We start from the raw sequence: 22,388 nt of genomic DNA on the forward strand, positions 1-22,388 counted from the left end.
TTCAAAGGAGGCCTTATGAGAAAAATAAGCGGTTCGGCAATGATTTGCGAAGCTTTAAAAGAAGAGAATGTTAAGATAGTTTTTGGTTATCCTGGTGGAGCAGCCTTAAATATTTATGATGAAATTTATTTGCAAAAGTATTTTAAGCATATTTTGGTGCGTCATGAGCAAGCTGCTGTACATGCAGCCGATGCTTATGCAAGAATGAGCGGTGAAGTGGGTGTAGCTGTTGTTACAAGCGGACCTGGTTTTACTAATACCATCACAGGACTTGCGACAGCTTATAGTGATTCTATACCTTTGGTTTTGATTTCAGGTCAAGTTGCAAATTCATTAATAGGCACCGATGCTTTTCAAGAAATTGATGCGGTAGGAATTTCTCGCCCCTGTGTAAAACATAATTATTTAGTCACTTGCATAGAAGAATTTCCAAGAATATTAAAAGAGGCTTTTTACATAGCAAAAAGTGGAAGAAAAGGTCCTGTGCATATTGATGTACCAAAAGATGTAAGTGCAGCCCTTGGTATTTGGGATTATCCAAAAGAAATTTCAATGAAAACTTATAAGCCTATTTATAAAGGAAATTCAAAACAAATTAAAAAATTGGCTGAAAATTTAGAAGAAGCTAAGCGTCCTCTTTTTTACCTTGGAGGCGGATGTATAGCATCAAATGCGGCTAATGAGATCAGAGAACTTGTTAAGATTACTCAAATTCCAGCCGTTGAAACCTTAATGGCTCTTGGAACTTTAAGAAGTGATGATGAGCTAAATCTTAAAATGGCAGGAATGCATGGAAGTTATACAGCTAATATGGCTTTGAGTGAATGTGATTTATTGGTAGCAATAGGCGCGCGTTTTGATGATAGGATTACAGGTAAAACAAGTGAATTTGCCAAGCATTCTAAAATAGTGCATATTGATATAGATCCAAGTTCTATTTCTAAGATTATCAATGCGCATTTTCCTATAGTTGGAGATATTAAAGAAGTTGTTAAAGAGCTTTTGGAAGAATTGAAAAAAAATCAATTTAAGTCAAATATCCATGAGTGGAGGCAAACTCTTAAGCGTTATGATGAGCTTTATCCTTTAGCTTATGAAGATAGCGATGAGGTTTTAAAACCTCAATGGGTAATACAAGAATGTGCAAAACTTGCTCCAGATGCAAGGATAATCACTGATGTAGGACAACATCAAATGTGGGTTGCACAATTTTATCCTTTTAATTACCCAAGACAGCTTGCAACCAGTGGCGGACAAGGAACGATGGGGTATTCTTTACCTGCTGCTTTGGGTGCAAAGCTTGCGGTAGGAGAAGAAGTTGTTATAAATTTTGTGGGTGATGGTTCTGTTTTAATGAATATTCAAGAACTGATGACAGCTTATGAAAATGGTATTAAAACCATAAATATTATTTTAAACAATTCATTCTTGGGAATGGTTCGCCAATGGCAAAGCATGTTTTATGAAGAGCATTTTTCGGCTACAGATTTAAGCTTGCAAGCAGATTTTATAAAGATAGCTGAAGGTTTTGGATGTGAAGGATATAATATAAAAACAAAAGATGAGTTTCGCACAGCATTCAAGCAAGCTTTAGAGTCCAATAAAACAAGCTTGCTTAACGTATTTATAGATCGCTTTGAAGATGTGCTTCCTATGGTGCCAGCGGGTGGGGCTATTTATAATATGATTTTACCAAAATTAAAGGATAAGCAATGAGACGTGTTTTATCGGTTATAGTTTTAAATGAACATGGTGTGCTTTCTCGTATCGTAGGACTTTTTTCAGGTAGGGGATATAATATCGATAGCTTAACCGTCGCTCCTTTACCAGGTGGAGAATTTTCTCGTATCAATATAGTTACTTTTGGAGATGAGCGTGTTTTTGAGCAAATAGTAAAGCAGTTGCATAAACTTATACCTACTTATAAGGTAATAGAAAGAGATGAATTTATAGAAAAAGAAATGGCGCTTGTAAAAATTCCACTCAGTGAAAATTTAGGTGGACTTGATGCCGTTTTGAAAGCTTATAATGGTACTATTGCAAATAGCAATGAAAATTTTCTTTTCTTGCTTGTAGCTGATGATACAAATCGTATAGAAAATTTTCTAAAAACAATTAAAAAATACAATCCTAGCGACATTGTTCGCAGTGGATCGGTTTTAATGGAGCTTAAATGAGATTAAAAGAAATAGCGGAATTTTTAAGTTTAGAATACGAAGGCGAAGATATCGAAATAACGGCTTTAAATTCTTTATTGAGGGCGAATTTTACCGAGCTTACTTATTGTGATGGTGAAAGAAATATTAAAGATATACCCAACACAGGAGCAGCAGCAATTTTGGTTGCTAAAGAATATGAAAATTTAGTGCCTAAAGATACAAAAGCTCTCATTACTCAAAGTCCGCATTTGTGTTTTGCTTTTTTGAGTAAAATTTTTGCTAAACCTTTATTTAGCAACGCAAAAGAAAAAGTTCAAAATATAGCAAAAAGTGCAAAAATCATGCCAAATGTTTATATAGGCAATAATGTCAATATAGGCGAAAATGTTGTCATTATGGCAGGAGCTTATATAGGAGATAATGTTAGCATAGGCGAAGAAAGCATTATCCATCCTAATGTGGTGATTTATAATGATAGCAAAATTGGCAAAAAATGTCATCTACTTGCAAATTGCGTAATAGGAAGCGATGGATTTGGTTATGCGCACAATAAAAATGGAGAGCATTATAAAATCTATCACAATGGTAATGTTATCTTAGAAGATTTTGTTGAAATAGGAGCTTGCACAACAATAGATAGAGCAGTGTTTGATAGCACTATCATTAAAGCAGGAACAAAAGTAGATAATCTTGTCCAAATAGGTCATAATTGCGATATAGGACAAAATTGCATTATCGTTGCACAAACTGGAATTTCGGGTTCAAGTGAGCTTGGACGCAATGTGGTTATGGGTGGACAAAGTGCAACGAGCGGCCATTTAAGAATAGGAGATTTTAGCACTATTGCAGCACGCGGTGGTGTGAGTAAAAATCTTGAAGGCGGTAGGGTTTATGGGGGTTTTCCTATAATGCTTCAAAAAGATTGGCTTAAACTTCAAGCAAAAATTGCTATGAAATTTAAAGAATAAATTTATAAAATAAGCATAGCATCGCCATAAGAGTAAAAACGATATTTTTCTTTTATGGCAATATCATAAAGCTTAAGACAATTTTGCCTGCCTATAAATGCTGAAACCAACATAATCAGAGTTGATTTTGGTAGATGAAAATTAGTTAAAAGATAGTCCTGTCTTAAGGGCGGGTTGTGAGGATGCAAAAAAAGATCGCAAAAGCCTTGGTTTTGTTTGGTTCTTGCGTAGTATTCTATAGTCCTTGTTACTGTAGTGCCTACGCCTAAAATCTTTTTTTGGGAATCAATCACTTCACATGCCTTTTTAGGAATATCAAAAAATTCACTATGTATTTTGTGATTTTCTAAATTTTCACATTCTACACTTTTAAAAGTTCCTGCACCAACATGCAAAGTTAAATGATAAATTTCATGTCTTTTTTTTAAATTCTCAAGCATATTTTCACTAAAATGTAAGCTAGCTGTAGGAGCTGCTACTGCCCCTAAATTTTTAGCAAAAATACTTTGATAATCTTCTAAATCACTTTTTTCATCACTTCTTTTGATATAGGGAGGCAAGGGCACATGTCCTATTGTATCAAGGAGTTCATAAAGCTTGAAGGTATTTAAAACTTCATCATTTTGAAAAAATTGCACCTTGCGTAAGCCATCATCTAAAAGTTCTATAACCTTGGCTTTTAAATTTTGTTCAAAAGATAAAATTTCATCTTTTTTAACACGCCCTTTAATTTGTGCTAAAAAAAGCGAATCTTGTGAATCTAAACAGGGTTGATGTAAGAAAAGTTCTATTTTTCCACCGCTTGATTTATTTCCATAAATTCTTGCTTTAATCACCTTAGTATCATTAAAAAAGAGAGCACAATCAGGTAAGAAATCTTGTAAATTTTTAAAAGTAGTATGAGAAATTTGATTATTTTTTCGCTCAAAAACTAAGAGTTTAGCATCTTCTTTAGGATGCACAGGATAAGTAGCTATAAGTTCATTGGGTAAGGTATAATCATAGCTTGAAAGAAGTAAATCTTTCATTTATCGCTTTCTTCTTTTTCTTCATCTTTTGGAGCAGGATTTACTTTTTGAACGATTAAAATAGAAAGTCCATAAAGTCCGCAAAGTGGCCCAGCCATTAAAAATTGAGATAAGACATCAGGTGGAGTCATAAAGGCTGAAAATACAAAGATAGCTAAAACAGCTATGCGAAAATGGCGTTTTAAGAAACTATCATCAATAAGTCCAATTTTAGCAAAGAAAAATGCTATAACAGGCATTTCAAAAGCCAAGCCAAAAGCAACAACTACTTTTGTAAAAAAGTCCACATAAGTTCCTATGGTGATTACAGGATTAAAATCTTCACTTAAACCAAAATTGATTAAAAATTTAAAAGCCAAAGGCACTACAATAAAATAGCAAAAGCAAGCCCCTAAAGCAAACATAATGCTTGCAAAGCTTACAAAAGGCACTACAAGACGCTTTTCATTATCATAAAGACCTGGAGCTACAAATTTCCAAAACTGCCAAAAAATAACAGGTAAAGAAAAGATAAAAGCAGCAAAAAAGCTTACCTTCATAGCTGTAAATAAAGCCTCTTGAACTTCGATAACATTGACATGTTTAGCTACTTCGGGTAAAGCTTGAATAAGAGGTGCTTTTAATACATCTAAGATATAGCTACGAAAAGCAAAACATACTATAAACATTACAATCACACAAGCAACGCTAATAAAAAGACGCTTTCTAAGTTCTATTAAATGGGGTCTTAATTCTTCAAACATTTATTTTTCTACTTTTTCTTGATTTTCAAATGGATTGAGTTTGGGTTTTTGATTTTCATTTGGATTTTGTTCGTTTGGGCTAGGGGTGGAATTTTCTCTGCTATCAAAAGTCAAATCCACTTTAGTTTTATCCAAAATATCTCTTTTTAAATCATCAAATTCTTCAAAACTAAGTTTTTTACGGATGTTTTCATTTGCACTTGAAAATTCATCTTTGTATTTTTTAGCTTCTTCCTTTAAATCATTGATACGAACTTCTTTTTCTATGCTTGATTTTGCATCATCGATATTGCGTTTTAAAGCCTTTAAAATTTTTGCTATTTGCACTATGGCTTCAGGAAGTTTATCAGGCCCTAAAACTAAAATTGCTACTATTAAAATTACAATAATTTCACCAAAACTCATAAACAATACTCTTAAAAATTTGAAATTTTATAAAAGGAACATTTTACTTAAAAAAGTTGAATTTAAGATGAGAGATATAAGGCAAGCTCATCGCTAATTAAAAAATTAAGATTATAATAACGCCCTTTTTCAAATTTGAGCTTTTTTTCTCTTGCAAGCAAATTAGCCTTTTCTTTTTGAATTTTACTTAATTTGCATTCTTTAATACCCACTATACTTCTTAGTCCTAAAAATAAATGTTCTAAATTCAAATCTTCTTGATTTAGTTTTTCAACATCTCTAAATATAGGGTTTTGAAGATAGGATTTTAAATTTTTAGCCGTATAAAAACGCTCATTTTTATAGCAACTTACCGCACTCAAACCACAACCTAGATAATCCAAACCCTTCCAGTAGGCTAAATTATGTTTGCAAATTTGGGCATTATTTTTAGCAAAATTGCTGATTTCGTATTGTAAAAATCCAAGATTTTGAAGTTCTTGGATGAAAAATTTCATTAAATAGGGTGCGTTTTTTTTAAAATGTTCCTTTTTTGCAAAAGCACTCAGTGGTTCTATGGTAAGATTATAAGCACTTAGATGAGTGATTAAATTTTTAATTTGTTTTAATTGTTCAAGTTCAAATTCAAGCATTTTTTTATCGTCTAATTTTGTATCATAAATCAAGTCTAAATTAATCTTTTTAAATCCCAATTTGTTCACATTTTCTAATGCTTTAAAAATCATTTTTTGATCGTGAATTCTTCCTAAAAATTCCAGCTTTTTAGGATGAAAGCTTTGTGCTCCAAAAGAGATACGATTAAGCCCTAAATTTTTCATTGTTTTAAGCCATTCTATATCGGCTGAATTGGGATTGGCCTCGCTTGAAAATTCTATATTTTTACTTAAAAAAGGTTCTAAAAGTGTTAAGATCATTTCAAAATTTTTTGCACTAACAGCACTTGGGGTGCCTCCTCCTATAAAGAGGGTTTTAATGCTGTTTTTTTTGATATTTAATTTTTGCAAGTGAAAAGAAATATCTTCATATAAAGCCTCAAAATACCTATTTTCATAATCATGTTTTTTTAGACTCGTAAAAGCACAATAATGGCATTTGCTTTCGCAAAAAGGGATATGAATATATAAATGCATAAAAACCTTAAAATTTATAATGTTATTTTCTTATTTTAATGAAATTTTGATTTCATTTAGGTTAAAATTATAAGCTTAAAATTGAAGGAAAAAAGTGGAAAAAGAAAAAAAATATAGACCCAATGTCGCTGCTATTGTTTTATCAAGCGCTTATCCTTTTGAGTGTAAGCTTTTTATAGCTAAAAGAAGCGATATGGATAATATTTGGCAGTTTCCACAAGGTGGTATCGATGAGGGAGAAGACCCTAAAAGTGCTGTATTAAGAGAGCTTAAAGAAGAGATTGGCACAGACGAAGTGGAAATCATAGCTGAGCACCCTGAATGGTTGAGTTATGACTTTCCAGAAAAGGTTGCTAAAAAAATGTATCCTTATGATGGACAAAGCCAAAAATATTTTTTAGTACGATTAAAACATGGCGCTAAAATTAATATTAATACAAAACATCCTGAATTTGATGCTTATCAATTTGTCGGAGTAAAACAAGTGTTTGAAATCATAAATCATTTCAAAAGAAATATTTATGTTAAAGTTATTAAATATTTTGAAGAGAAAGGTTATATTTAATGCTTATAGTTCAAAAATATGGCGGAACAAGTGTCGGCACTTTAGAACGCATTGATGCAGTAGCAGAGCGTGTCATAAAAAGTGCAAAAGAGGGACATCAACTTGTGGTTGTAGTTTCAGCGATGAGCGGAGTTACAAATACTTTAATAGAGCAAGCAGAATATTTTAGTAAAAATCCTAATGGCAAAGATATGGATATGCTTTTAAGTAGTGGTGAGCGCGTAACGAGTGCTTTATTGTCTATTGCACTAAATGAAAGGGGATATCCTTCTCTTGCTTTTTCAGGAAGAAAGGCAGGAATTATTACAGATAGCGTTTCTACAAAGGCTAGAATTTCTTATATCGACACTCAAGCAATCACCAAGGCTTTAAATGAAGGAAAGATAGTTGTTGTAGCAGGCTTTCAAGGAGTTGATAAAGAGGGTGATGTTACAACTTTAGGGCGTGGCGGAAGTGATTTGAGTGCGGTTGCTGTTGCGGGAGCTCTTAAGGCGGATTTATGTGAAATTTATACCGATGTGGATGGAGTTTATACTACAGATCCAAGGATTGAACCAAAGGCAAAAAAACTTGATAAAATTTCTTATGAAGAAATGCTTGAACTTGCTAGTTTGGGGGCTAAGGTTTTACAAAATCGCTCGGTTGAACTTGCAAAAAAATTAAATGTAAAATTAGTTACTAGAAGTAGTTTTAATGATAATGAGGGTACAATGATAACAAAAGAAGATGGAATGGAACAAGCTTTAGTTAGCGGTATTGCTTTAGATAGAAATCAAGCAAGAGTAACTTTAAGAAATATAGAAGATAAACCAGGGATTGCAGCTGAAATTTTTTCTGTTTTAGCGGATGAAAATATCAATGTAGATATGATCATACAAAATGTTGGGGTAGATGGAGCTACAAATTTAGGATTTACCGTGCCTCAAAACGAGCTTGATTTGGCAAAAAATGCTATGCAGAAAATTTTAGGTTCTAAGACAACTATAGAAAGTGATAGTGCTGTGGTTAAGGTTTCTATAGTGGGCGTGGGTATGAAATCACATTCGGGTGTAGCAAGTAAAGCCTTTAAAGCTTTGGCGGATGAGGGTATTAATATAGGTATGATTTCTACAAGCGAGATTAAAATTTCAATGATTGTACATGAAAAATATGGCGAGCTTGCGGTAAGAGCCTTGCATGAGTGCTATGGACTTGATAAATAAATGAGCGATTTTTTAAGTTTTACACTTGAAAATATCCGCAATGGCGGAACATTTATGGCTTGGATGGAGTCCCGTCGTTTAGAATGGGCTCCTTTAATGGCCGCAAGATTAAGATACCTTTTAGAGGGGCGAACCTTTGTTTTAATGTGTGATGAACAAAGGGCTTGGTATGAAGAATACTTTTTAGCAAATATAAATTCCAAAACTACTCGCCCCATGCTTCCTTTTGTGTCTTTAAAATCTTTATGTAAAAAAAAGATACAAAATATCGAAGATATAGCCTTGCTTAATGATTTACTTGATATTTCGTTTCCTAATGGCTTTATTTATTTTTATATAGGAAGTGCAAGCGATAAGAAATCATTAATCGCTAAATCACGCGACGATAGTCTTTTATGGCTTTTTGATGAGCAATTGCAAGATAGTTTTTATTTGAATTCCAAAGATAAAGATTTGGATGTCAAGCTTATCACTCTTTATAAACTTTTTGATACGAGTTTGGATGCGATTTTATTTTCCAAAGTGAGTCTTTAGTGTTTGTAAGTAAAATTATCATCACTGATGATTTTGACGGTATTAGAGCTGAACTTTTAAAACAATTTCATCCTAATTCTTTGCGTTTTATACCTAAAGAAGTTGCAAGTGAGTTTTTAATCGATGATGCTAAGGCAGTTGAAAAGGAAAGTTATATCGCAGAAACAAGTGAAAAAATCATTGTTTTAATGGCGAATTCTTTTAGGATAGAAGCTCAAAATTTTTTACTCAAGCTTCTTGAAGAGCCACCAAAAAATATCAAATTTCTCATCGTAGTTCCTTCTAAAAATTTACTTTTGCCCACTATAAAATCGCGTCTTATTTGTGAAAAACGCAACAAAATAAAGGCTAAAAATACTTTAAATTTAAAACTTAATAAAATGGATTTAAAGACTTTGTTTGAGTTTTTACAAGAAAATGAAAATTTAGATAAAGCAGAATTAATGGAAAAAATCGCACTGATTGCAGAAGAAAGTGTTAAATTTAAAGATTTTAATGCCGATGAGCTTGAATTTTTTTATGAAAGCTATGAGCTTGCAAAATTAAATTCCAAAAGCTCTTTGATACTGGCTACGCTTTTATTAAATTATTATACAAAGAATGAAAAATGAAATTTTTTAAAATCAATCCAAACACTGATTTTAACTTACTTTGCTCTTTTATAAATCCTCATAAAATGGGGCAAAAAATTATGAGTGAAAAAACTCAAATTCATTTTATTTTGATTAAAGATATAGCTACTCCTGCGGCAAATATTTTAAAACAAGATGCCTTAAGGGTGGGAGCTGAGCTTATAACACACAAGGAAGTCATCACTGCTAAAATCACATATTCTAATGCACTTTTAATGGCCACAAAAGAACAAATTCAAAAACTTATAAACAAAGAAAAACTTCAAGATTTTGGGCTTAAAAATTTAGCTAGGTTTTTAGAAAATGATTTTTCAAAACCAAAGCAAGCAGAGCTTATGGCGGTTATAAATGTCAATGAAGATAGTTTTAATGCTGATTCTAGGGTGAGTTATAAAGATTTTGAAGAAAGATTAAATGAAATTTTGGCCTTAAATCCCGAGTATATTGATATAGGAGCGGTAAGCTCTAGGCCAAAAAGCGTGTATTGTGGTAAGGAAGAAGAGTTTAGATATTGTGGTAAGGAAGAAGAGTTTAGAAGACTTAAAAATGTGCTGGATTTAATTTATGATAAAAATTATTACGAAAAAGCCATTTTTAGTTTGGATAGTTTTGATGAATATTGCTTAGAATACGCTTTAAACAAAGGCTTTAAATTTATCAATGATATCAGCAGCTTAAGAAATCTGAATTTAGCTAAACTTGCAAGCAAATACAATGCAAAATACTGCCTTATGCATATGCAAAATGATCCTTTAACCATGCAAGATGATCCAAGATATGATGATTTGCTTGATGAAATGAGTAGTTTTTTTAAAGAAAAACTTGAAATTTTAGATACTTTAGGAGTGAAAGAAAGCATTTTAGATGTGGGAATTGGCTTTGGCAAAAGTGCAGAACACAATATGATTTTAATCAAGCATTTAGAACATTTTTTGCAATTTAAAAAGCCCTTGCTTATAGGAGCAAGTCGCAAAAGTGTGATCAATGCGTATTATGAAAGTGAAGTTAAAGATCGCTTAGCGGGGACTTTGTATTTGCATTTAAAGGCTTTTGAAAATGGCGCGAGCATTATAAGGGTGCATGATTTATACGAACATAAACAGCTTTTTGCAATGGCAAATGCGATGCAAAGCATAGGAGTTTAAATGACAAAAAAAGAGTATTTAGAAAAAGTTGCCTTGGCTGCTTCTTGGATGAGGGCGTATTATGAAAAAGATGAACCCTTGGCTAGCGATGAAGAATACGATGCTTTAATCAGAGAATTAAGAGTTTTTGAAGAACAAAATAAAGATGAAATTTCAAAAGACTCTCCAACGCAAAAAATAGCTCCTACTATACAAAGCGAGTTTAAAAAAATAGCTCATTTAAAGCGTATGTGGTCGATGGAAGATGTGTTTGATGAGAGTGAGCTTAGGGCTTGGGCAAAACGCGCAAAATGTGAAAAAAACTTTTTTATAGAGCCTAAATTTGATGGAGCGAGTTTAAATTTGCTTTATGAAAATGGTAAATTAGTAAGCGGCGCCACTAGAGGCGATGGCGAAGTGGGTGAGGATATAACGCTTAATGTGCTTGAAATCGACAATATCCCAAAAACTATAAATTATAAAGAAAAGATAGAAATTCGTGGAGAAGTGGTGATTTTAAAAGATGATTTTGAGAAAATCAACGAAAAAAGAGCCCTTTTAAATCAAAGCTTGTTTGCAAATCCACGCAATGCTGCAAGTGGGAGTTTAAGGCAGCTTGATACAAGTATCACTAAAGAAAGAAATTTGAAATTTTATCCTTGGGGAGTAGGGGAAAATACCTTAAATTTTACCAAGCACAGCGAAGTGATGCAATTTATCAGAGAGCTTGGTTTTTTAAAGGATGATTTTATTAAGCTTTGTGCTAATTTAGACGAAGTTTTAAAAGCTTATAACGAGCTTTTAAGCCTAAGAGATAAAAAGCCTATGATGATGGATGGAATGGTGGTAAGAGTAGATGATCTTGCGCTTTGCAAAGAGCTAGGTCATACTGTGAAATTTCCAAAATTTATGGCAGCTTTTAAATTTCCAGCCTTAGAAAAAACTACGCGTTTAATAGGGGTAAATTTGCAGGTTGGAAGAAGTGGGGTTATCACTCCTGTGGCGGTTTTAGAGCCTGTAAATTTGGATGGGGTTATCGTAAAATCTGCCACACTTCATAATTTTGATGAAATTGCAAGACTTGGAGTGTGTATCAATGATGAAGTAAGTGTGATAAGAAGTGGTGATGTGATACCAAAAATTACCAAAGTTTTTAAAATAAGAAATAATTTAAGAACTAAAATTATAAAACCTACTGTTTGTCCCGAATGTTTAAGTGAACTTTTGGATGAAGGTGCTTTCCTAAAATGCCAAAATTTAGACTGTAAAGCAAGGCTTGTAAATTCCATCATTCATTTTGTTTCTAAAAAATGTTTAAATATCGACGGACTTGGAGAAAGTATAGTCGAACTTTTATTTAAAGAGAAAAAAATAACCACTCTTGAGAGCATTTTTCATCTCAAATTTAGCGATTTTGAAGGCCTAGAAGGTTTTAAAGAAAAAAAGATCAATAATATTTTAAATGCTATTGAGCAAGCAAGGGATTGTGAGCTTTTTCGTTTTATTACCGCCTTGGGGATCGAGCATATTGGAGAAGTGGCTGCTAAAAAGCTAGCTTTAAGTTTTGGTAAAGAATGGCATAAACAAAGTTTAGAAGCTTATGCAAATTTAGAAGGTTTTGGTGAGCAAATGGCTCTTTCTTTGTGTGAGTTTTCTCGTGTAAATAGTGCAAGAATTGATGAGTTTTATAAGCTTTTAAATTTAAAAGAGCAAAAGGTGCAAATTCAAGAAGATAGTGTTATTTTTGGCAAGACTTTCGTGATCACAGGCGCGCTTTCACGCCCTAGAGATGAGTTTAAAAATCTAATAGAAAGTCTTGGAGGTAAGGTTAGTGGATCGGTTTCTAAAAAGACTGATTATGTGCTTTTTGGTCAAGAAGCAGGTTCTAAACTCGACAAGGCTCAAGAGCTGGGTGTAAAATGTATTGATGAGAATGAATTCAATGAGCTTATTGAAAAATAATATTCAGCTATTTGTTTTATTGAGTATTTTTGCATTTTTATTTTTTTGGCAAAAATTTGCTTGGGTTTCGCTTTTTTTAATCCCTATTTTTTTAGCATTTTTTTTGGAATTTTTTTATTTTTTAAGGCTTAGAAAAAATATCATAAAAGAAGCAACGATGATTAAAGATAGTTTGATTTATCGTGTGAGTGCGGGAGATTTTTATATCTATAGCTTGAGTTTTTTTATGGCCTTGTTTGCACTTGCTTCTTTGTTTTTAAATTTGATCAGTTTTGAAAAACAAGATGGATTTTTTTTGTTTGTACTCTTGCCTTTATTTTTATTTTTTTTCAAGCAAAAACTTCAGTTGCAGTTTTTAGATAATGCTTATAATGATTTTAGAATAATCATTTTATCAAGCTTGATTTTAGCTTTGTTATATGCGATTTTTAATGGGGTGGTAAATCCTATACAAAGTTTTAATCTTGAAGATTTTAATCAAAGTATTATTTATTATAAAAACTCAAAGTTTTTTATTTTTGATTTAATTTCTCAAATTTTAACACTTATAAATGCTTTAAAAGAATATTTTTTATATTCTTTGGGGCTTTTTTGGTTTAGGGTTTTAAATTTTATTTTTGATTTTATTAATTTTTTTATTTTTTGCTCCTTTGTGGCCTATCTTTATAATTTTGCTTTTAAGGCAAAAAAGAAAACTTATGTTTTTGTCTTTTCATTTTTTATAACTCTAGCTTCATTTTTTATCATAGAGGATAAAAACCAAAATCCAAAAGCTTATCAAAAAGAGCTTGTTTTGATGATGAATAATCTTTCTTTTTTAAAAGAGCAAAATTTAAGTATGCTTCAAAATGATAAAGATAGACTAGTTAAAAATTTAAAACAAGTGCAAGAACTTTTGGATAAAAATGCCTTTGAGATAGGAATTTGGTGGTTTTCCAAAGAGAAAGAAGAATTGCAAAAAGCCTTAAATGAAAGTCTTCAATGAGATATGATATTTTTGTAGCAAAGCGTTTAAATCTTAGCAGAAATAAAGCTTTGGAATTGATAGAAAATGAAGAAATTTTACTTAATTCCAAGCCTTATAAAGCTTCTTTTGATGTGCAAAATTTGCTTAAAAATAAGATAGCAGATCAAGAAGAGCTTTTAAATTCTAAAGAATTAAATTTAGAGCTTTTAGGCGAGCTTTATGTTTCTCGCGCGGCTTTTAAGCTCAAATATTTTTTAGAAAATCATAATATCAATATAGCAAATAAAACCTGCCTTGATATAGGTTCAAGTACGGGTGGTTTTGTGCAAATTTTATTAGAACACAAGGCTTTAAAAGTAAGTGCTTTAGATGTGGGTGATAATCAACTCCATCCTAGTTTACGCGATGATAAAAGGATTGAAATTATTGAAAATACAGATTTAAGAACTTTTAAAAGCGAGCAAAAATTTGATTTCATCACTTGTGATGTTAGTTTTATTTCTTTAGCTTATTTGCTCTCGTATATCGATAATTTAGCTTTAAAGGATATAGTTTTGCTTTTTAAGCCTCAATTTGAAGTTGGCAAGCAAGCAAAAAGAGATAAAAAGGGTGTTTTAAAAGATGAAAAAGCCGTGTTTAAAGCTATGAGAGAATTTGAAAATGCTTGCGCGCGTTTAGGTTGGATCTTGCAATGTTGTGAAGAGTCTAAAATCAAAGGAAAAGAGGGTAATATTGAATATTTTTACTACTACACTAAAAAATAATATTAAAACTTTAGCCATAGGATGTTTTGATGGAGTTCATTTAGGACATAGAAAACTTATAGAATGTTTAGATGATTCTGGAGCTCTTTTGATTATCGATAAATTTAAGGGTAAAAAACTTTGTACCAATCAAGACAAAGCATTCCTAGCTCAAAAAGAGATTATAGAGCTTGATTTTGAAAACATCAAAGCTTTAGATGGTAAGGATTTTTTACAAGCTTTAAAAGAAGAATTTGTAAATTTGGAGCGTATAGTTGTAGGTTTTGATTTTTCTTTTGGAAAAAATAGAAGTTATAAGGCAAAAGATATAGAAGCCCTTAGTGGGATTAAAACAACGATCATAGATGAATTTAAGCTAGATGGAGTAGGTGTTCATGCAAGCTTGATTAAAGAGTATTTGACGCAAGGTGATATCAAAAAGGCAAATTCTTTTTTGGGGCGAAATTATGCAATCAAAGGCAAGCTCATAAAGGGTCAAGGGCTTGGCTCAAAAGAGCTTTTTGCAACTTTAAATTTAGAATGCGAGGAATATTTTTTACCTAAAAATGGCGTTTATGCTAGCATCGTGAGTTTTCATGATAAGCGCTATAAGAGTGTAAGTTTTGTGGGTGTGCGCTCTAGTGATATGCAATTTGCCATAGAAAGTCATATTATAGAAAAATTTGATGAAAGCTTAGCTATAGGAGAAGTTTTGGAGCTTGAATTTGTAGAATTTCTAAGAGAAAATCAAAAATTTAACGACCTTGCCCAACTTAAAGAACAAATTTCAAAAGATATAAATCAAGCTAAAGAGTGTTTAGGATAAAAAATGAAAGATGAACTTTTTAAAGAAAAGCTAACCAAACAATTTGAATTTGATAAGAGTGTCGCAAGTGTTTTTGATGATATGATTAATCGCTCTGTGCCTTTTTATAGGGAAAATTTAGAACTTTGTGCAAATTTGATAAAAAAATTGACTAAAGAGGGAGCAAAGGTTTGTGATTTGGGTTGTTCTAGTGCGAATTTTTTAATTTTTTTAGCCAGCTTAAGAAAAGATCTTAAGCTTTTTGGTGCGGATAATGCACCTTCTATGCTTGAAATCGCCAAATCAAAAGCACAAGCTTATGGCTTAAATATAGAATTTTTTGAAGCGAATTTGTGTGATTTTGTTTTTTTTCAAAGTGATGTATTTGTAGCTAATTATACTTTGCAATTCATCCGTCCGCCTAAAAGACAAGAACTTGTTAATGAAATTTATAAGAATTTAAACAAAGGTGGTATTTTTATCATGAGTGAAAAAATTCTTTATGAAGATGCTTTTTTGTCTAAAAATATGATAGAACTTTATGCAGATTATAAAGAAAGACAAGGTTATTCTAAAATCGAAATTGCAGCCAAAAGGGAGGCTTTGGAAAATGTTCTTATCCCTTATAGTGAAAAAGAAAATTTAGATATGCTTAAGAATGCAGGATTTGAAAAAATAGAAAGTGTTTTTAAGTGGGTTAATTTTGAAACCTTTATAGCCTTTAAATAAAAATTATCTTGTTTGTGTATCATGGCCTTCATCCCAATCTTCTTTTGGGATAGCAACGCTATGAGCATTTACACAATCTTGACTGATGATAGATTTCAAACGACATTCATCACTTCTTTTTTTGGCTTCTTCGGGATGAGCTTTGTAGTATTCTACACTTTTGGTTTGTTCACAAGCTGTAAAAAATAAACAAATAAGGGTAAGTAGTATTGCTTTATTCATAGTATTTTCCTTAAAAAGCATAATTAAACTTTTATCACGCTTCTTTTTATCTTAGCAAATTTTTATAAATACAATTCATTATTTTTCCTCATTATAAGAAAAAATGGGTAAGGACCATTGGTATTTGATCGCTAAAAGCCTAGCTGTAACTCCTACAAATAGCGTTACAAGCGTGCAAATTAAAGCATGCAGTTGAAGATAAACCATTAAAGTATAATAAATTGCCCCTGCTATGATTGCGATTCCTGCATAAATTTCTTTTTGGAAAACTAAAGGAATTCTCATGCATAAAATATCTCTTAAAATTCCACCAAAAACACCTGTAATCACTGCTGCAGAGATTGCGATGATAAAGCCATGGTTTTGTTCTATTGCAATTTGTGCGCCAAGTATGCTAAAGACTACAAGTCCTATGGCATCAAGTGTTAAAAATAAACTTTCTAATCTGCTAACAATGCGTGGAATTTTAGTGGCAACAAGAGCACAAAGGCAAATTAAAACAATATATTCAGGATGTTTAACCCAAGTAAGTGGATAATGACCTAAAAGCACATCGCGTATGCTTCCACCTCCTATGGCAGTTACTAAGGCTATGAAAATTACTCCAAAAAGATCCATTTTATGTCTGCCTGCAGCCAAGGCACCTGTCATACCCTCTGCTGAAATTCCTATAATGTAAAGTATGGTTATGGTTAAAGCACTGATTTCCATTCATAGCCTTTAGAATTTATTGCAAGAAATTTTATAATCATTGATTTCTTCGCTCTGGATATTGTTATTGGGTACTTCATAACATTCTTCAAACCGAGAAGTTTTGATAATCTTAACATAAGAACTCGGTATAGCAATGCCATTTTTAATAAATTTAGGATTTTTACCATAAAGTATTAGATTTAGCACTTCAACGCTTTGGAATTTAAAAGTAAGACTTCTTTCTCTTTGTTCGATTTCATTCCAAACCGTTGCATTAACTTGTGCATTTTGTGGAGTGATATTACTCATCAAAAAAACCGATGTTTGTGCTGCTTTACTAAAGCGAAAAGAAGCATTTGAGGCTATATGTCCTCGGGTATAACCACTATTTTTATAATCACTCCAAGTACTGCGGTATTTTTTAGGGATATTTGTGTCATCTTCAAAGCGAGCTCGTTTTTTGATCTGTTTTTCTTTTAGATTGGACGCTTCGACTTTATAGGCTACGGCTTTAGTGCCTTTGAGTTTATAATCATAACAATTGGTATAAAAAAATTTATCCAAAACAACAGAGCAATTTAAAGGATTAAAATAAGGCGCAAAATCTTTATCGGGCTTATAAGCTTCTAAAGCAAAAACATGAAGTGTAAATGCTAATAAAAAGATGATAAGTTTCATTCAAGTTCCTTGTCTTTACTTTTGCAAAGATGGTTTAAAAAACATTCTTTACATAGAGGTTTTTTAGCCTTGCAGGTATAGCGTCCAAAAAGCACCATGGCTTGATGAAGATAGTTAAGATTGTCTTTAAATATGCGTGTTAAATCCTCTTCAGTCGCTTCAGGAGTCTTAGCCTTGCTAAGTCCTAAGCGGTGAGAAACACGAAAAACATGAGTATCTACTGCCATGCAGTTTGCACCACACCATTCGATCAAAACCACATGGGCTGTTTTTTGTCCTACTCCTGCTAAGGATTTTAATTTTTCTTCATCCAGTGGAATTTCGGCGTTGAAATTTTCACGGACTGATTGAGCCATTTTGATGAGATTTTGGGCTTTGTTATTATAAAAAGAACAACTTTGTATATAGGTTTTAAGGCTTGATAAATTTGCATTTGCAAGACTTGTGATATCAGGATAAGCTTTAAAAAGCTCAGGGGTGATAAGATTAACCCTTTTATCGGTGCATTGTGCAGAAAGCATCACACAGACTAAAAGTTCATAGAGATTTGAAAACTTTAATTCTGTAGTAGGCTTATCAAAATGTTTTAAAAAAAGTTCTTTGATTTCTGAATTTCTTTTCATTTTTTTATTTTAATTAATTAGCTTTAAACCAAGTTGAGATATAATTGATTTTAATCTATTTTATTAAAAAAGGAAGTCTAAAATGAGAAAAGTTTCTTTAATTGCCGCAGCTTTAATTGCAGGTGTAACTTTAAATTTAAATGCAGCTACTATAGCTACTGTAAATGGTAAAAATATAAGCGATACTGAAGTGAGTGAATTTTTTGCACCGATGCTTAGAGGAGAGGATTTTAAAAGCTTGCCTGATCATCAAAAAAAGGCTCTTTTGCAACAATACATCATGCAAGATTTGATACTACAAGATGCTAAAAAACAAAATTTAGAAAAAGATCCTCTTTATAAAAAAGAATTAGAACGCGCAAAAGATAGCATACTTGTTAATGTTTATCAAGAAAAAATTCTTAATTCTATTAAAGTTGATTCTTCTAAAGTTAAAGCATTTTACGAACAAAATAAAGAAAAATATATCAAACCTGCTGCAGTTCAAGCTAAGCACATTTTAGTATCTAGCGAACAAGAAGCTAAAGATATCATTAAAGAACTCAAAGGTTTAAAAGGTAAAGCTTTAGATGATAAATTCAGCCAGCTTGCTCAAGAAAAATCAATCGATCCAGGTTCAAAAAATCAAGGTGGAGAATTAGGTTGGTTTGATCAATCAACAATGGTAAAACCATTCACTGACGCAGCATTTGCACTTAAAAATGGCACCATTACAACCACTCCTGTAAAAACAAATTTTGGCTATCATGTAATCTTAAAAGAAAATTCTCGTGCAAAAGAACAAATCAAATTTGATGATGTTAAAAAAGGCATTGAAAATGGTTTGAAATTTGAAGAATTTAAAAAAGTGATCAATCAAAAAGGTCAAGATTTGTTAAACAATGCTAAAGTGGAATACAAATAATGGGCTTGTTAGACATCGTAAAAGCAGGGGTTGTTAGCGGAGATGAGCTTAATAAAGTTTATGAATACGCTAAAGCACAGGGTTTTGCTATCCCTGCCGTTAATGTAGTGGGAACTGATTCGATCAATGCTGTTTTAGAAGCTGCTAAAAAAGTAAATTCTCCTGTTATCATCCAATTTTCTAATGGAGGAGCGAAATTTTATGCAGGAAAAAATTGTCCACAAGGTGATGTATTAGGAGCGATTAGCGGGGCTAAGCATGTGCATTTGCTTGCTAAGGCTTATGGTATCCCAGTGATTTTACATACAGATCACGCTGCTAGAAAGCTTTTACCTTGGATAGATGGACTTATAGAAGCAAATGCTGAGTACAAAAAAACTCACGGACAGGCTTTATTTAGCTCTCATATGCTTGACCTTAGCGAAGAGGATTTAGAAGATAATCTAAGCACTTGCGAAACATATCTTAAAAAACTTGATTCTTTGGGAATTTCACTCGAACTTGAACTTGGTTGCACTGGGGGAGAAGAAGATGGAGTGGATAATACAGGTATTGATAATTCTAAGCTTTATACCCAGCCTGAAGATGTAGCACTTGCATATGAAAGACTTGGGAAAATCAGCGATAAATTTTCAATAGCAGCCAGCTTTGGAAATGTACATGGAGTTTATAAACCAGGAAATGTAAGTTTACAACCTGAAATTCTTAAAAATTCACAAAAATTTGTAAAAGAAAAATTTGGCCTAGAAGTTGATAAGCCGATCAATTTTGTTTTCCATGGTGGAAGTGGAAGCGAATTAAAAGATATCAAAGATGCGGTGAGTTATGGTGTAGTAAAAATGAATATCGATACAGATACTCAATGGGCATTTTGGGACGGAGTTCGCGAATATGAAGCAAAAAACCGTGAATATTTGCAAGGCCAAATTGGCAATCCAGAAGGTGAAGATAAGCCTAATAAAAAATACTACGATCCGCGTGTTTGGCTAAGAAGCGGTGAGGAAAGTATGATAAAGCGTTTAGAACTTGCTTTTGAAGATTTAAATTGTATAGGAAGAAATTAAGCCTTTGGCTTAAATCTTCCAAATTTTATTTTAAAGATTTTTTAAATTGCTTGATAACAATCTTTAAAATAGAATTTAGCTAATGGGGTATTAGTGTTATGGATATAAGATCGGATGAAATTTCAGAACTCATTCTGCCAGAAAGTAAAGAGAAAAAAGGATATTTGGTTTATTTAAAAATTATTTTTATACCCGCTTTACTTTATGTTTTTATTTTATTGGGTTATTATGATATTATAAATTTTAAAGTCGAATTGCACACTGTTGTTATGATAGGCTTTATTTTTTTCACAGCCCTTGTGTTTGCAAGGCATAGTTCTGAATACGCATACAGCATTTTTGAACAACAAAAAGATGAATTTAAACAAGCCTTAAAAAGACATATTATGAAGCATTTTCTTACTATAGGTAAGGATACAAAATCTAATGCAAATTTTGATGATTTTGCTTATGCTTATGTTAGGGGTGCAAGGAATGAAAACTTTGCTAGTATTGGTGCAGCTATTTTTCCTATGATGGGAATTTTAGGAACTTTTATCAGTATAGCCTTGTCTATGCCTAATTTTAGCTCTAGCGATACAGCAGCCTTAGAGCAAGAGATCGCTCTTTTGCTAAGTGGTGTAGGAACTGCTTTTTATGTTTCAATTTATGGTATTTTTCTAGCTCTTTGGTGGATGTTTTTTGAAAAATTTGGAAAGAGTAAGATCGAGCGTTTGTTAAATCGTCAAAAAAATTCTACAAGTGGATTTTTTTGGACAAAAGAAGAGCTTGATCAAAGATATTTGAGTGAAAGCTTGCAACATTTTGAAAAAATCAGTGCCATTTTTAAACAAGTAAGCAATCAAGATTTTTTTGCAGAGCTTGATCATACTATAGATAGAAAATTTGGAATTTTTCAAGATATGCTCAATGTAGAAGAAAAAGCTATAAGATTGAGTGGGGAGCATATTAAGCAAACTATGGGTGAGTTAAGTAGAGCACAAAGAGATCAAAGAGATCTTGGAAAAATGTATGGCGAAATGCTAAATGGTATAGGAATGCTTAATCAAAATTTAAAAGAAATCAATATGCGAATGTCTGAACAATATAACCGCCTTCTTGATATCAGTAGTGAAAAAATTCAGCATTTTGATAAAACCTTGCTTGCTTTTGATGAAAAAGTAGATCGTTTTGGTAAAAATTTTGAATTATATGAAAAAGCCATTTTAGAAAGTCAAGAAAAAGTTTTTGAAGGTTTTAAAGCAAGTCTTTTTGAGGGTATGCATAAATTTAAAGAAGTTTATGAAGAAGAAAAAAGTATCGATGCGAAAATCAAAATGATGGATAAATTAAAGCAAGAAATTAAGAATTTAAATGAAGAAACAAATGAAGTGATGGCTAAAATAGGTAAAATTCCTAATCCTGCTCAAGAAGAGCAAGATAATATAGAAAATGAAATTCTTTCAAGCGAAAAGATAACTGAAAATACAGAGCAAACCAAAGAAAATCAAAATGATAGCGACACTTTAGATTCTAATAAAAATTTTAATAAAGAAGAAAAAGAAGATAAATGAAAAATGAGCAAGAAGAAGGTAATTTTTGGATAGCCTATGCTGACTTGATGGCAGGGCTACTTTTTGTTTTTATCCTGTTAATAGGTGCTATTGTAGTTAAATACGTTTTAACTCAAAGCGATCTAAGAGAAATTAAAGATAATCTTAACAAACAAGAAGCACGCTTAGAAGAAAGCAAGGAAGAGCTTAGAAATAAAGAAGCTATTGTTTTTAAATTAAGCTCTGATTTAAACAATGCTTCAAGTGCTTTAAATCTTATAAATTCTCAAAAAGCAGAACTTGAAGCAAATATCACTAATTATGAGCAATTAAGCAAAGAGCTTAATTCATCTATAGATAATAAAGATAAGCAAATTTTGATTTTGCTAGGTCAGCTAGAAAAGAAAGATGAAGAAATTAGAAATTTGCAAGAAAGCTTTGATAAAGCAAAAGAAAAGGTTCAAAATTTAAGTTTGATTCGCGAGAATCTAAGTAAAGAGCTACAAGCTAAACTCGATAGCAATATCACCATAGATCAAAAAACAGGTTCTATTTCTTTACCTTCTGAGGTATTGTTTGATAAGGATTCTTATACGCTTAAAAATGAAGCTAAGGCGAGTTTGAGAAAAATTTTAAGTGAGTATTTTAATGCTATTATCAATGATCCAAAGATTTTGTCTAATATTGAAAATATTATCATTGAAGGGCATACGGATAGTGATGGATCTTATATTTATAATCTTGATTTATCCCAAAAGCGTGCTTATGAAGTGATGAATTTTATCTATACTTTTTATAAGGATATAAGATTGCAAAAACTTTTGATGGCAAGTGGCAGATCGTTTTCTGATCCTGTTCTTGTAAATGGAGTAGAGGATAAAGATAAAAGCCGCCGTATAGAGATTAAATTCAGTATTAAAAATGATAATGCTTTAAAAGATGTTGAAAAGTTTTTTGAGTTTCACTAAGAATTTTA

General features: G+C 32.0%; 25 protein-coding genes. 17 read left to right on the forward strand and 8 right to left on the reverse strand.

Features of this window, described 5'->3' with window-relative positions; translation table 11 throughout:
* Positions 1-15: 15 nt before the first annotated feature.
* Genes KAR88_RS04580 through lpxD form a run of 3 tightly spaced genes read left to right on the forward strand, consistent with a single transcriptional unit; the run spans position 16 to position 3,127 of the window.
* On the forward strand, positions 16-1,716 hold the full coding sequence (locus KAR88_RS04580) for an acetolactate synthase large subunit (RefSeq protein ID WP_002777609.1): 1,701 nt from the start codon (positions 16-18) through the stop codon (positions 1,714-1,716).
* Positions 1,713-2,177, forward strand: a complete 465-nt coding sequence (ilvN, locus tag KAR88_RS04585) for an acetolactate synthase small subunit (protein ID WP_002782017.1) — start codon at positions 1,713-1,715, stop codon at positions 2,175-2,177. Before KAR88_RS04580 ends, ilvN begins: the two co-directional genes overlap by 4 nt.
* Complete coding sequence (gene lpxD, locus KAR88_RS04590) at positions 2,174-3,127, forward strand: UDP-3-O-(3-hydroxymyristoyl)glucosamine N-acyltransferase (protein ID WP_002777599.1); 954 nt, start codon at positions 2,174-2,176, stop codon at positions 3,125-3,127. The genes ilvN and lpxD overlap by 4 nt, the downstream gene beginning before the upstream one ends.
* A 2-nt stretch (positions 3,128-3,129) precedes the next feature.
* On the opposite strand, the gene queA is transcribed toward lpxD, so the two are convergent.
* The 4 genes from queA to hemW form a co-directional block, all read right to left on the reverse strand.
* A complete protein-coding gene (gene queA, locus KAR88_RS04595) occupies positions 3,130-4,155 on the reverse strand; it encodes a tRNA preQ1(34) S-adenosylmethionine ribosyltransferase-isomerase QueA (protein WP_002782020.1) in 1,026 nt (341 codons plus the stop codon).
* Positions 4,152-4,898 carry a twin-arginine translocase subunit TatC gene (gene tatC / locus KAR88_RS04600; RefSeq protein WP_002777595.1) on the reverse strand — a complete coding sequence of 249 codons (747 nt, stop codon included), beginning with the start codon at positions 4,896-4,898 and terminating at the stop codon, positions 4,152-4,154. The genes queA and tatC overlap by 4 nt, the downstream gene beginning before the upstream one ends.
* The gene (gene tatB, locus KAR88_RS04605) at positions 4,899-5,303 is read right to left on the reverse strand and encodes a Sec-independent protein translocase protein TatB (protein ID WP_002782021.1); all 405 of its coding nucleotides are present in this window, start codon (positions 5,301-5,303) and stop codon (positions 4,899-4,901) included.
* 62 nt (positions 5,304-5,365) lie between these two features.
* The gene (gene hemW / locus KAR88_RS04610) at positions 5,366-6,433 is read right to left on the reverse strand and encodes a radical SAM family heme chaperone HemW (protein WP_002789856.1); all 1,068 of its coding nucleotides are present in this window, start codon (positions 6,431-6,433) and stop codon (positions 5,366-5,368) included.
* A gap of 94 nt (positions 6,434-6,527) precedes the next feature.
* On the opposite strand from hemW, the gene KAR88_RS04615 reads away from it, so the two are divergent.
* From KAR88_RS04615 to cmoA, 10 genes are read left to right on the forward strand one after another with little or no spacing between them, the layout of a single operon-like run.
* Positions 6,528-6,998: an RNA pyrophosphohydrolase gene (locus KAR88_RS04615; RefSeq protein ID WP_002777589.1), complete on the forward strand. Its 471-nt coding sequence runs from the start codon at positions 6,528-6,530 to the stop codon at positions 6,996-6,998.
* Positions 6,998-8,200: an aspartate kinase gene (locus tag KAR88_RS04620; protein ID WP_002777587.1), complete on the forward strand. Its 1,203-nt coding sequence runs from the start codon at positions 6,998-7,000 to the stop codon at positions 8,198-8,200. The genes KAR88_RS04615 and KAR88_RS04620 overlap by 1 nt, the downstream gene beginning before the upstream one ends.
* Entirely contained in the window at positions 8,201-8,734 is a 534-nt protein-coding gene (locus tag KAR88_RS04625; RefSeq protein WP_002777585.1) for a HobA family DNA replication regulator, read from the forward strand.
* Positions 8,734-9,345 (forward strand): DNA polymerase III subunit delta', encoded by a 612-nt coding sequence (locus tag KAR88_RS04630; protein ID WP_192801311.1) that lies wholly within the window; start codon positions 8,734-8,736, stop codon positions 9,343-9,345. Before KAR88_RS04625 ends, KAR88_RS04630 begins: the two co-directional genes overlap by 1 nt.
* The gene (folP, locus tag KAR88_RS04635; protein ID WP_002777574.1) at positions 9,342-10,511 is read left to right on the forward strand and encodes a dihydropteroate synthase; all 1,170 of its coding nucleotides are present in this window, start codon (positions 9,342-9,344) and stop codon (positions 10,509-10,511) included. Before KAR88_RS04630 ends, folP begins: the two co-directional genes overlap by 4 nt.
* On the forward strand, positions 10,512-12,452 hold the full coding sequence (gene ligA, locus KAR88_RS04640; protein WP_002789859.1) for an NAD-dependent DNA ligase LigA: 1,941 nt from the start codon (positions 10,512-10,514) through the stop codon (positions 12,450-12,452).
* Positions 12,433-13,437 carry a hypothetical protein gene (locus KAR88_RS04645; protein WP_002786117.1) on the forward strand — a complete coding sequence of 335 codons (1,005 nt, stop codon included), beginning with the start codon at positions 12,433-12,435 and terminating at the stop codon, positions 13,435-13,437. The genes ligA and KAR88_RS04645 overlap by 20 nt, the downstream gene beginning before the upstream one ends.
* On the forward strand, positions 13,434-14,183 hold the full coding sequence (locus tag KAR88_RS04650) for a TlyA family RNA methyltransferase (protein ID WP_002777566.1): 750 nt from the start codon (positions 13,434-13,436) through the stop codon (positions 14,181-14,183). Before KAR88_RS04645 ends, KAR88_RS04650 begins: the two co-directional genes overlap by 4 nt.
* Positions 14,152-14,988 (forward strand): bifunctional riboflavin kinase/FAD synthetase, encoded by an 837-nt coding sequence (locus tag KAR88_RS04655; protein ID WP_002780161.1) that lies wholly within the window; start codon positions 14,152-14,154, stop codon positions 14,986-14,988. The genes KAR88_RS04650 and KAR88_RS04655 overlap by 32 nt, the downstream gene beginning before the upstream one ends.
* A gap of 3 nt (positions 14,989-14,991) precedes the next feature.
* Positions 14,992-15,696, forward strand: coding sequence for a carboxy-S-adenosyl-L-methionine synthase CmoA (gene cmoA, locus KAR88_RS04660; RefSeq protein ID WP_002780163.1), 705 nt, complete (start codon positions 14,992-14,994; stop codon positions 15,694-15,696).
* A gap of 3 nt (positions 15,697-15,699) precedes the next feature.
* Here cmoA and KAR88_RS04665 read toward each other — a convergent pair whose 3' ends face one another.
* The 4 genes from KAR88_RS04665 to nth all read right to left on the reverse strand — a co-directional run bounded on the left by KAR88_RS04665 (position 15,700) and on the right by nth (position 17,912).
* Positions 15,700-15,918: an EexN family lipoprotein gene (locus KAR88_RS04665; RefSeq protein WP_002780165.1), complete on the reverse strand. Its 219-nt coding sequence runs from the start codon at positions 15,916-15,918 to the stop codon at positions 15,700-15,702.
* A 78-nt stretch (positions 15,919-15,996) separates the two neighbouring features.
* The gene (locus KAR88_RS04670) at positions 15,997-16,629 is read right to left on the reverse strand and encodes a trimeric intracellular cation channel family protein (protein WP_002780167.1); all 633 of its coding nucleotides are present in this window, start codon (positions 16,627-16,629) and stop codon (positions 15,997-15,999) included.
* A 9-nt stretch (positions 16,630-16,638) separates the two neighbouring features.
* On the reverse strand, positions 16,639-17,289 hold the full coding sequence (locus tag KAR88_RS04675; protein ID WP_192801252.1) for a DNA/RNA non-specific endonuclease: 651 nt from the start codon (positions 17,287-17,289) through the stop codon (positions 16,639-16,641).
* A complete protein-coding gene (gene nth, locus KAR88_RS04680; RefSeq protein WP_002777553.1) occupies positions 17,286-17,912 on the reverse strand; it encodes an endonuclease III in 627 nt (208 codons plus the stop codon). Before nth ends, KAR88_RS04675 begins: the two co-directional genes overlap by 4 nt.
* Before the next feature lie 82 nt (positions 17,913-17,994).
* Between nth and KAR88_RS04685 the strand changes: the two genes are divergently transcribed.
* The 4 genes from KAR88_RS04685 to KAR88_RS04700 all read left to right on the forward strand — a co-directional run bounded on the left by KAR88_RS04685 (position 17,995) and on the right by KAR88_RS04700 (position 22,380).
* The gene (locus KAR88_RS04685) at positions 17,995-18,816 is read left to right on the forward strand and encodes a peptidylprolyl isomerase (protein ID WP_002777551.1); all 822 of its coding nucleotides are present in this window, start codon (positions 17,995-17,997) and stop codon (positions 18,814-18,816) included.
* Positions 18,816-19,880, forward strand: coding sequence for a class II fructose-bisphosphate aldolase (gene fbaA, locus KAR88_RS04690; RefSeq protein WP_002777549.1), 1,065 nt, complete (start codon positions 18,816-18,818; stop codon positions 19,878-19,880). The genes KAR88_RS04685 and fbaA overlap by 1 nt, the downstream gene beginning before the upstream one ends.
* A 98-nt stretch (positions 19,881-19,978) precedes the next feature.
* Positions 19,979-21,433 (forward strand): MotA/TolQ/ExbB proton channel family protein, encoded by a 1,455-nt coding sequence (locus KAR88_RS04695; RefSeq protein ID WP_002780172.1) that lies wholly within the window; start codon positions 19,979-19,981, stop codon positions 21,431-21,433.
* The gene (locus KAR88_RS04700; protein WP_002789860.1) at positions 21,430-22,380 is read left to right on the forward strand and encodes an OmpA family protein; all 951 of its coding nucleotides are present in this window, start codon (positions 21,430-21,432) and stop codon (positions 22,378-22,380) included. Before KAR88_RS04695 ends, KAR88_RS04700 begins: the two co-directional genes overlap by 4 nt.
* Positions 22,381-22,388 lie beyond the last annotated feature (8 nt).

Origin of the sequence: Campylobacter sp. JH23 (assembly GCF_017846595.1) — a bacterium.
Classification (GTDB): Bacteria; Campylobacterota; Campylobacteria; order Campylobacterales; family Campylobacteraceae; genus Campylobacter_D; species Campylobacter_D coli.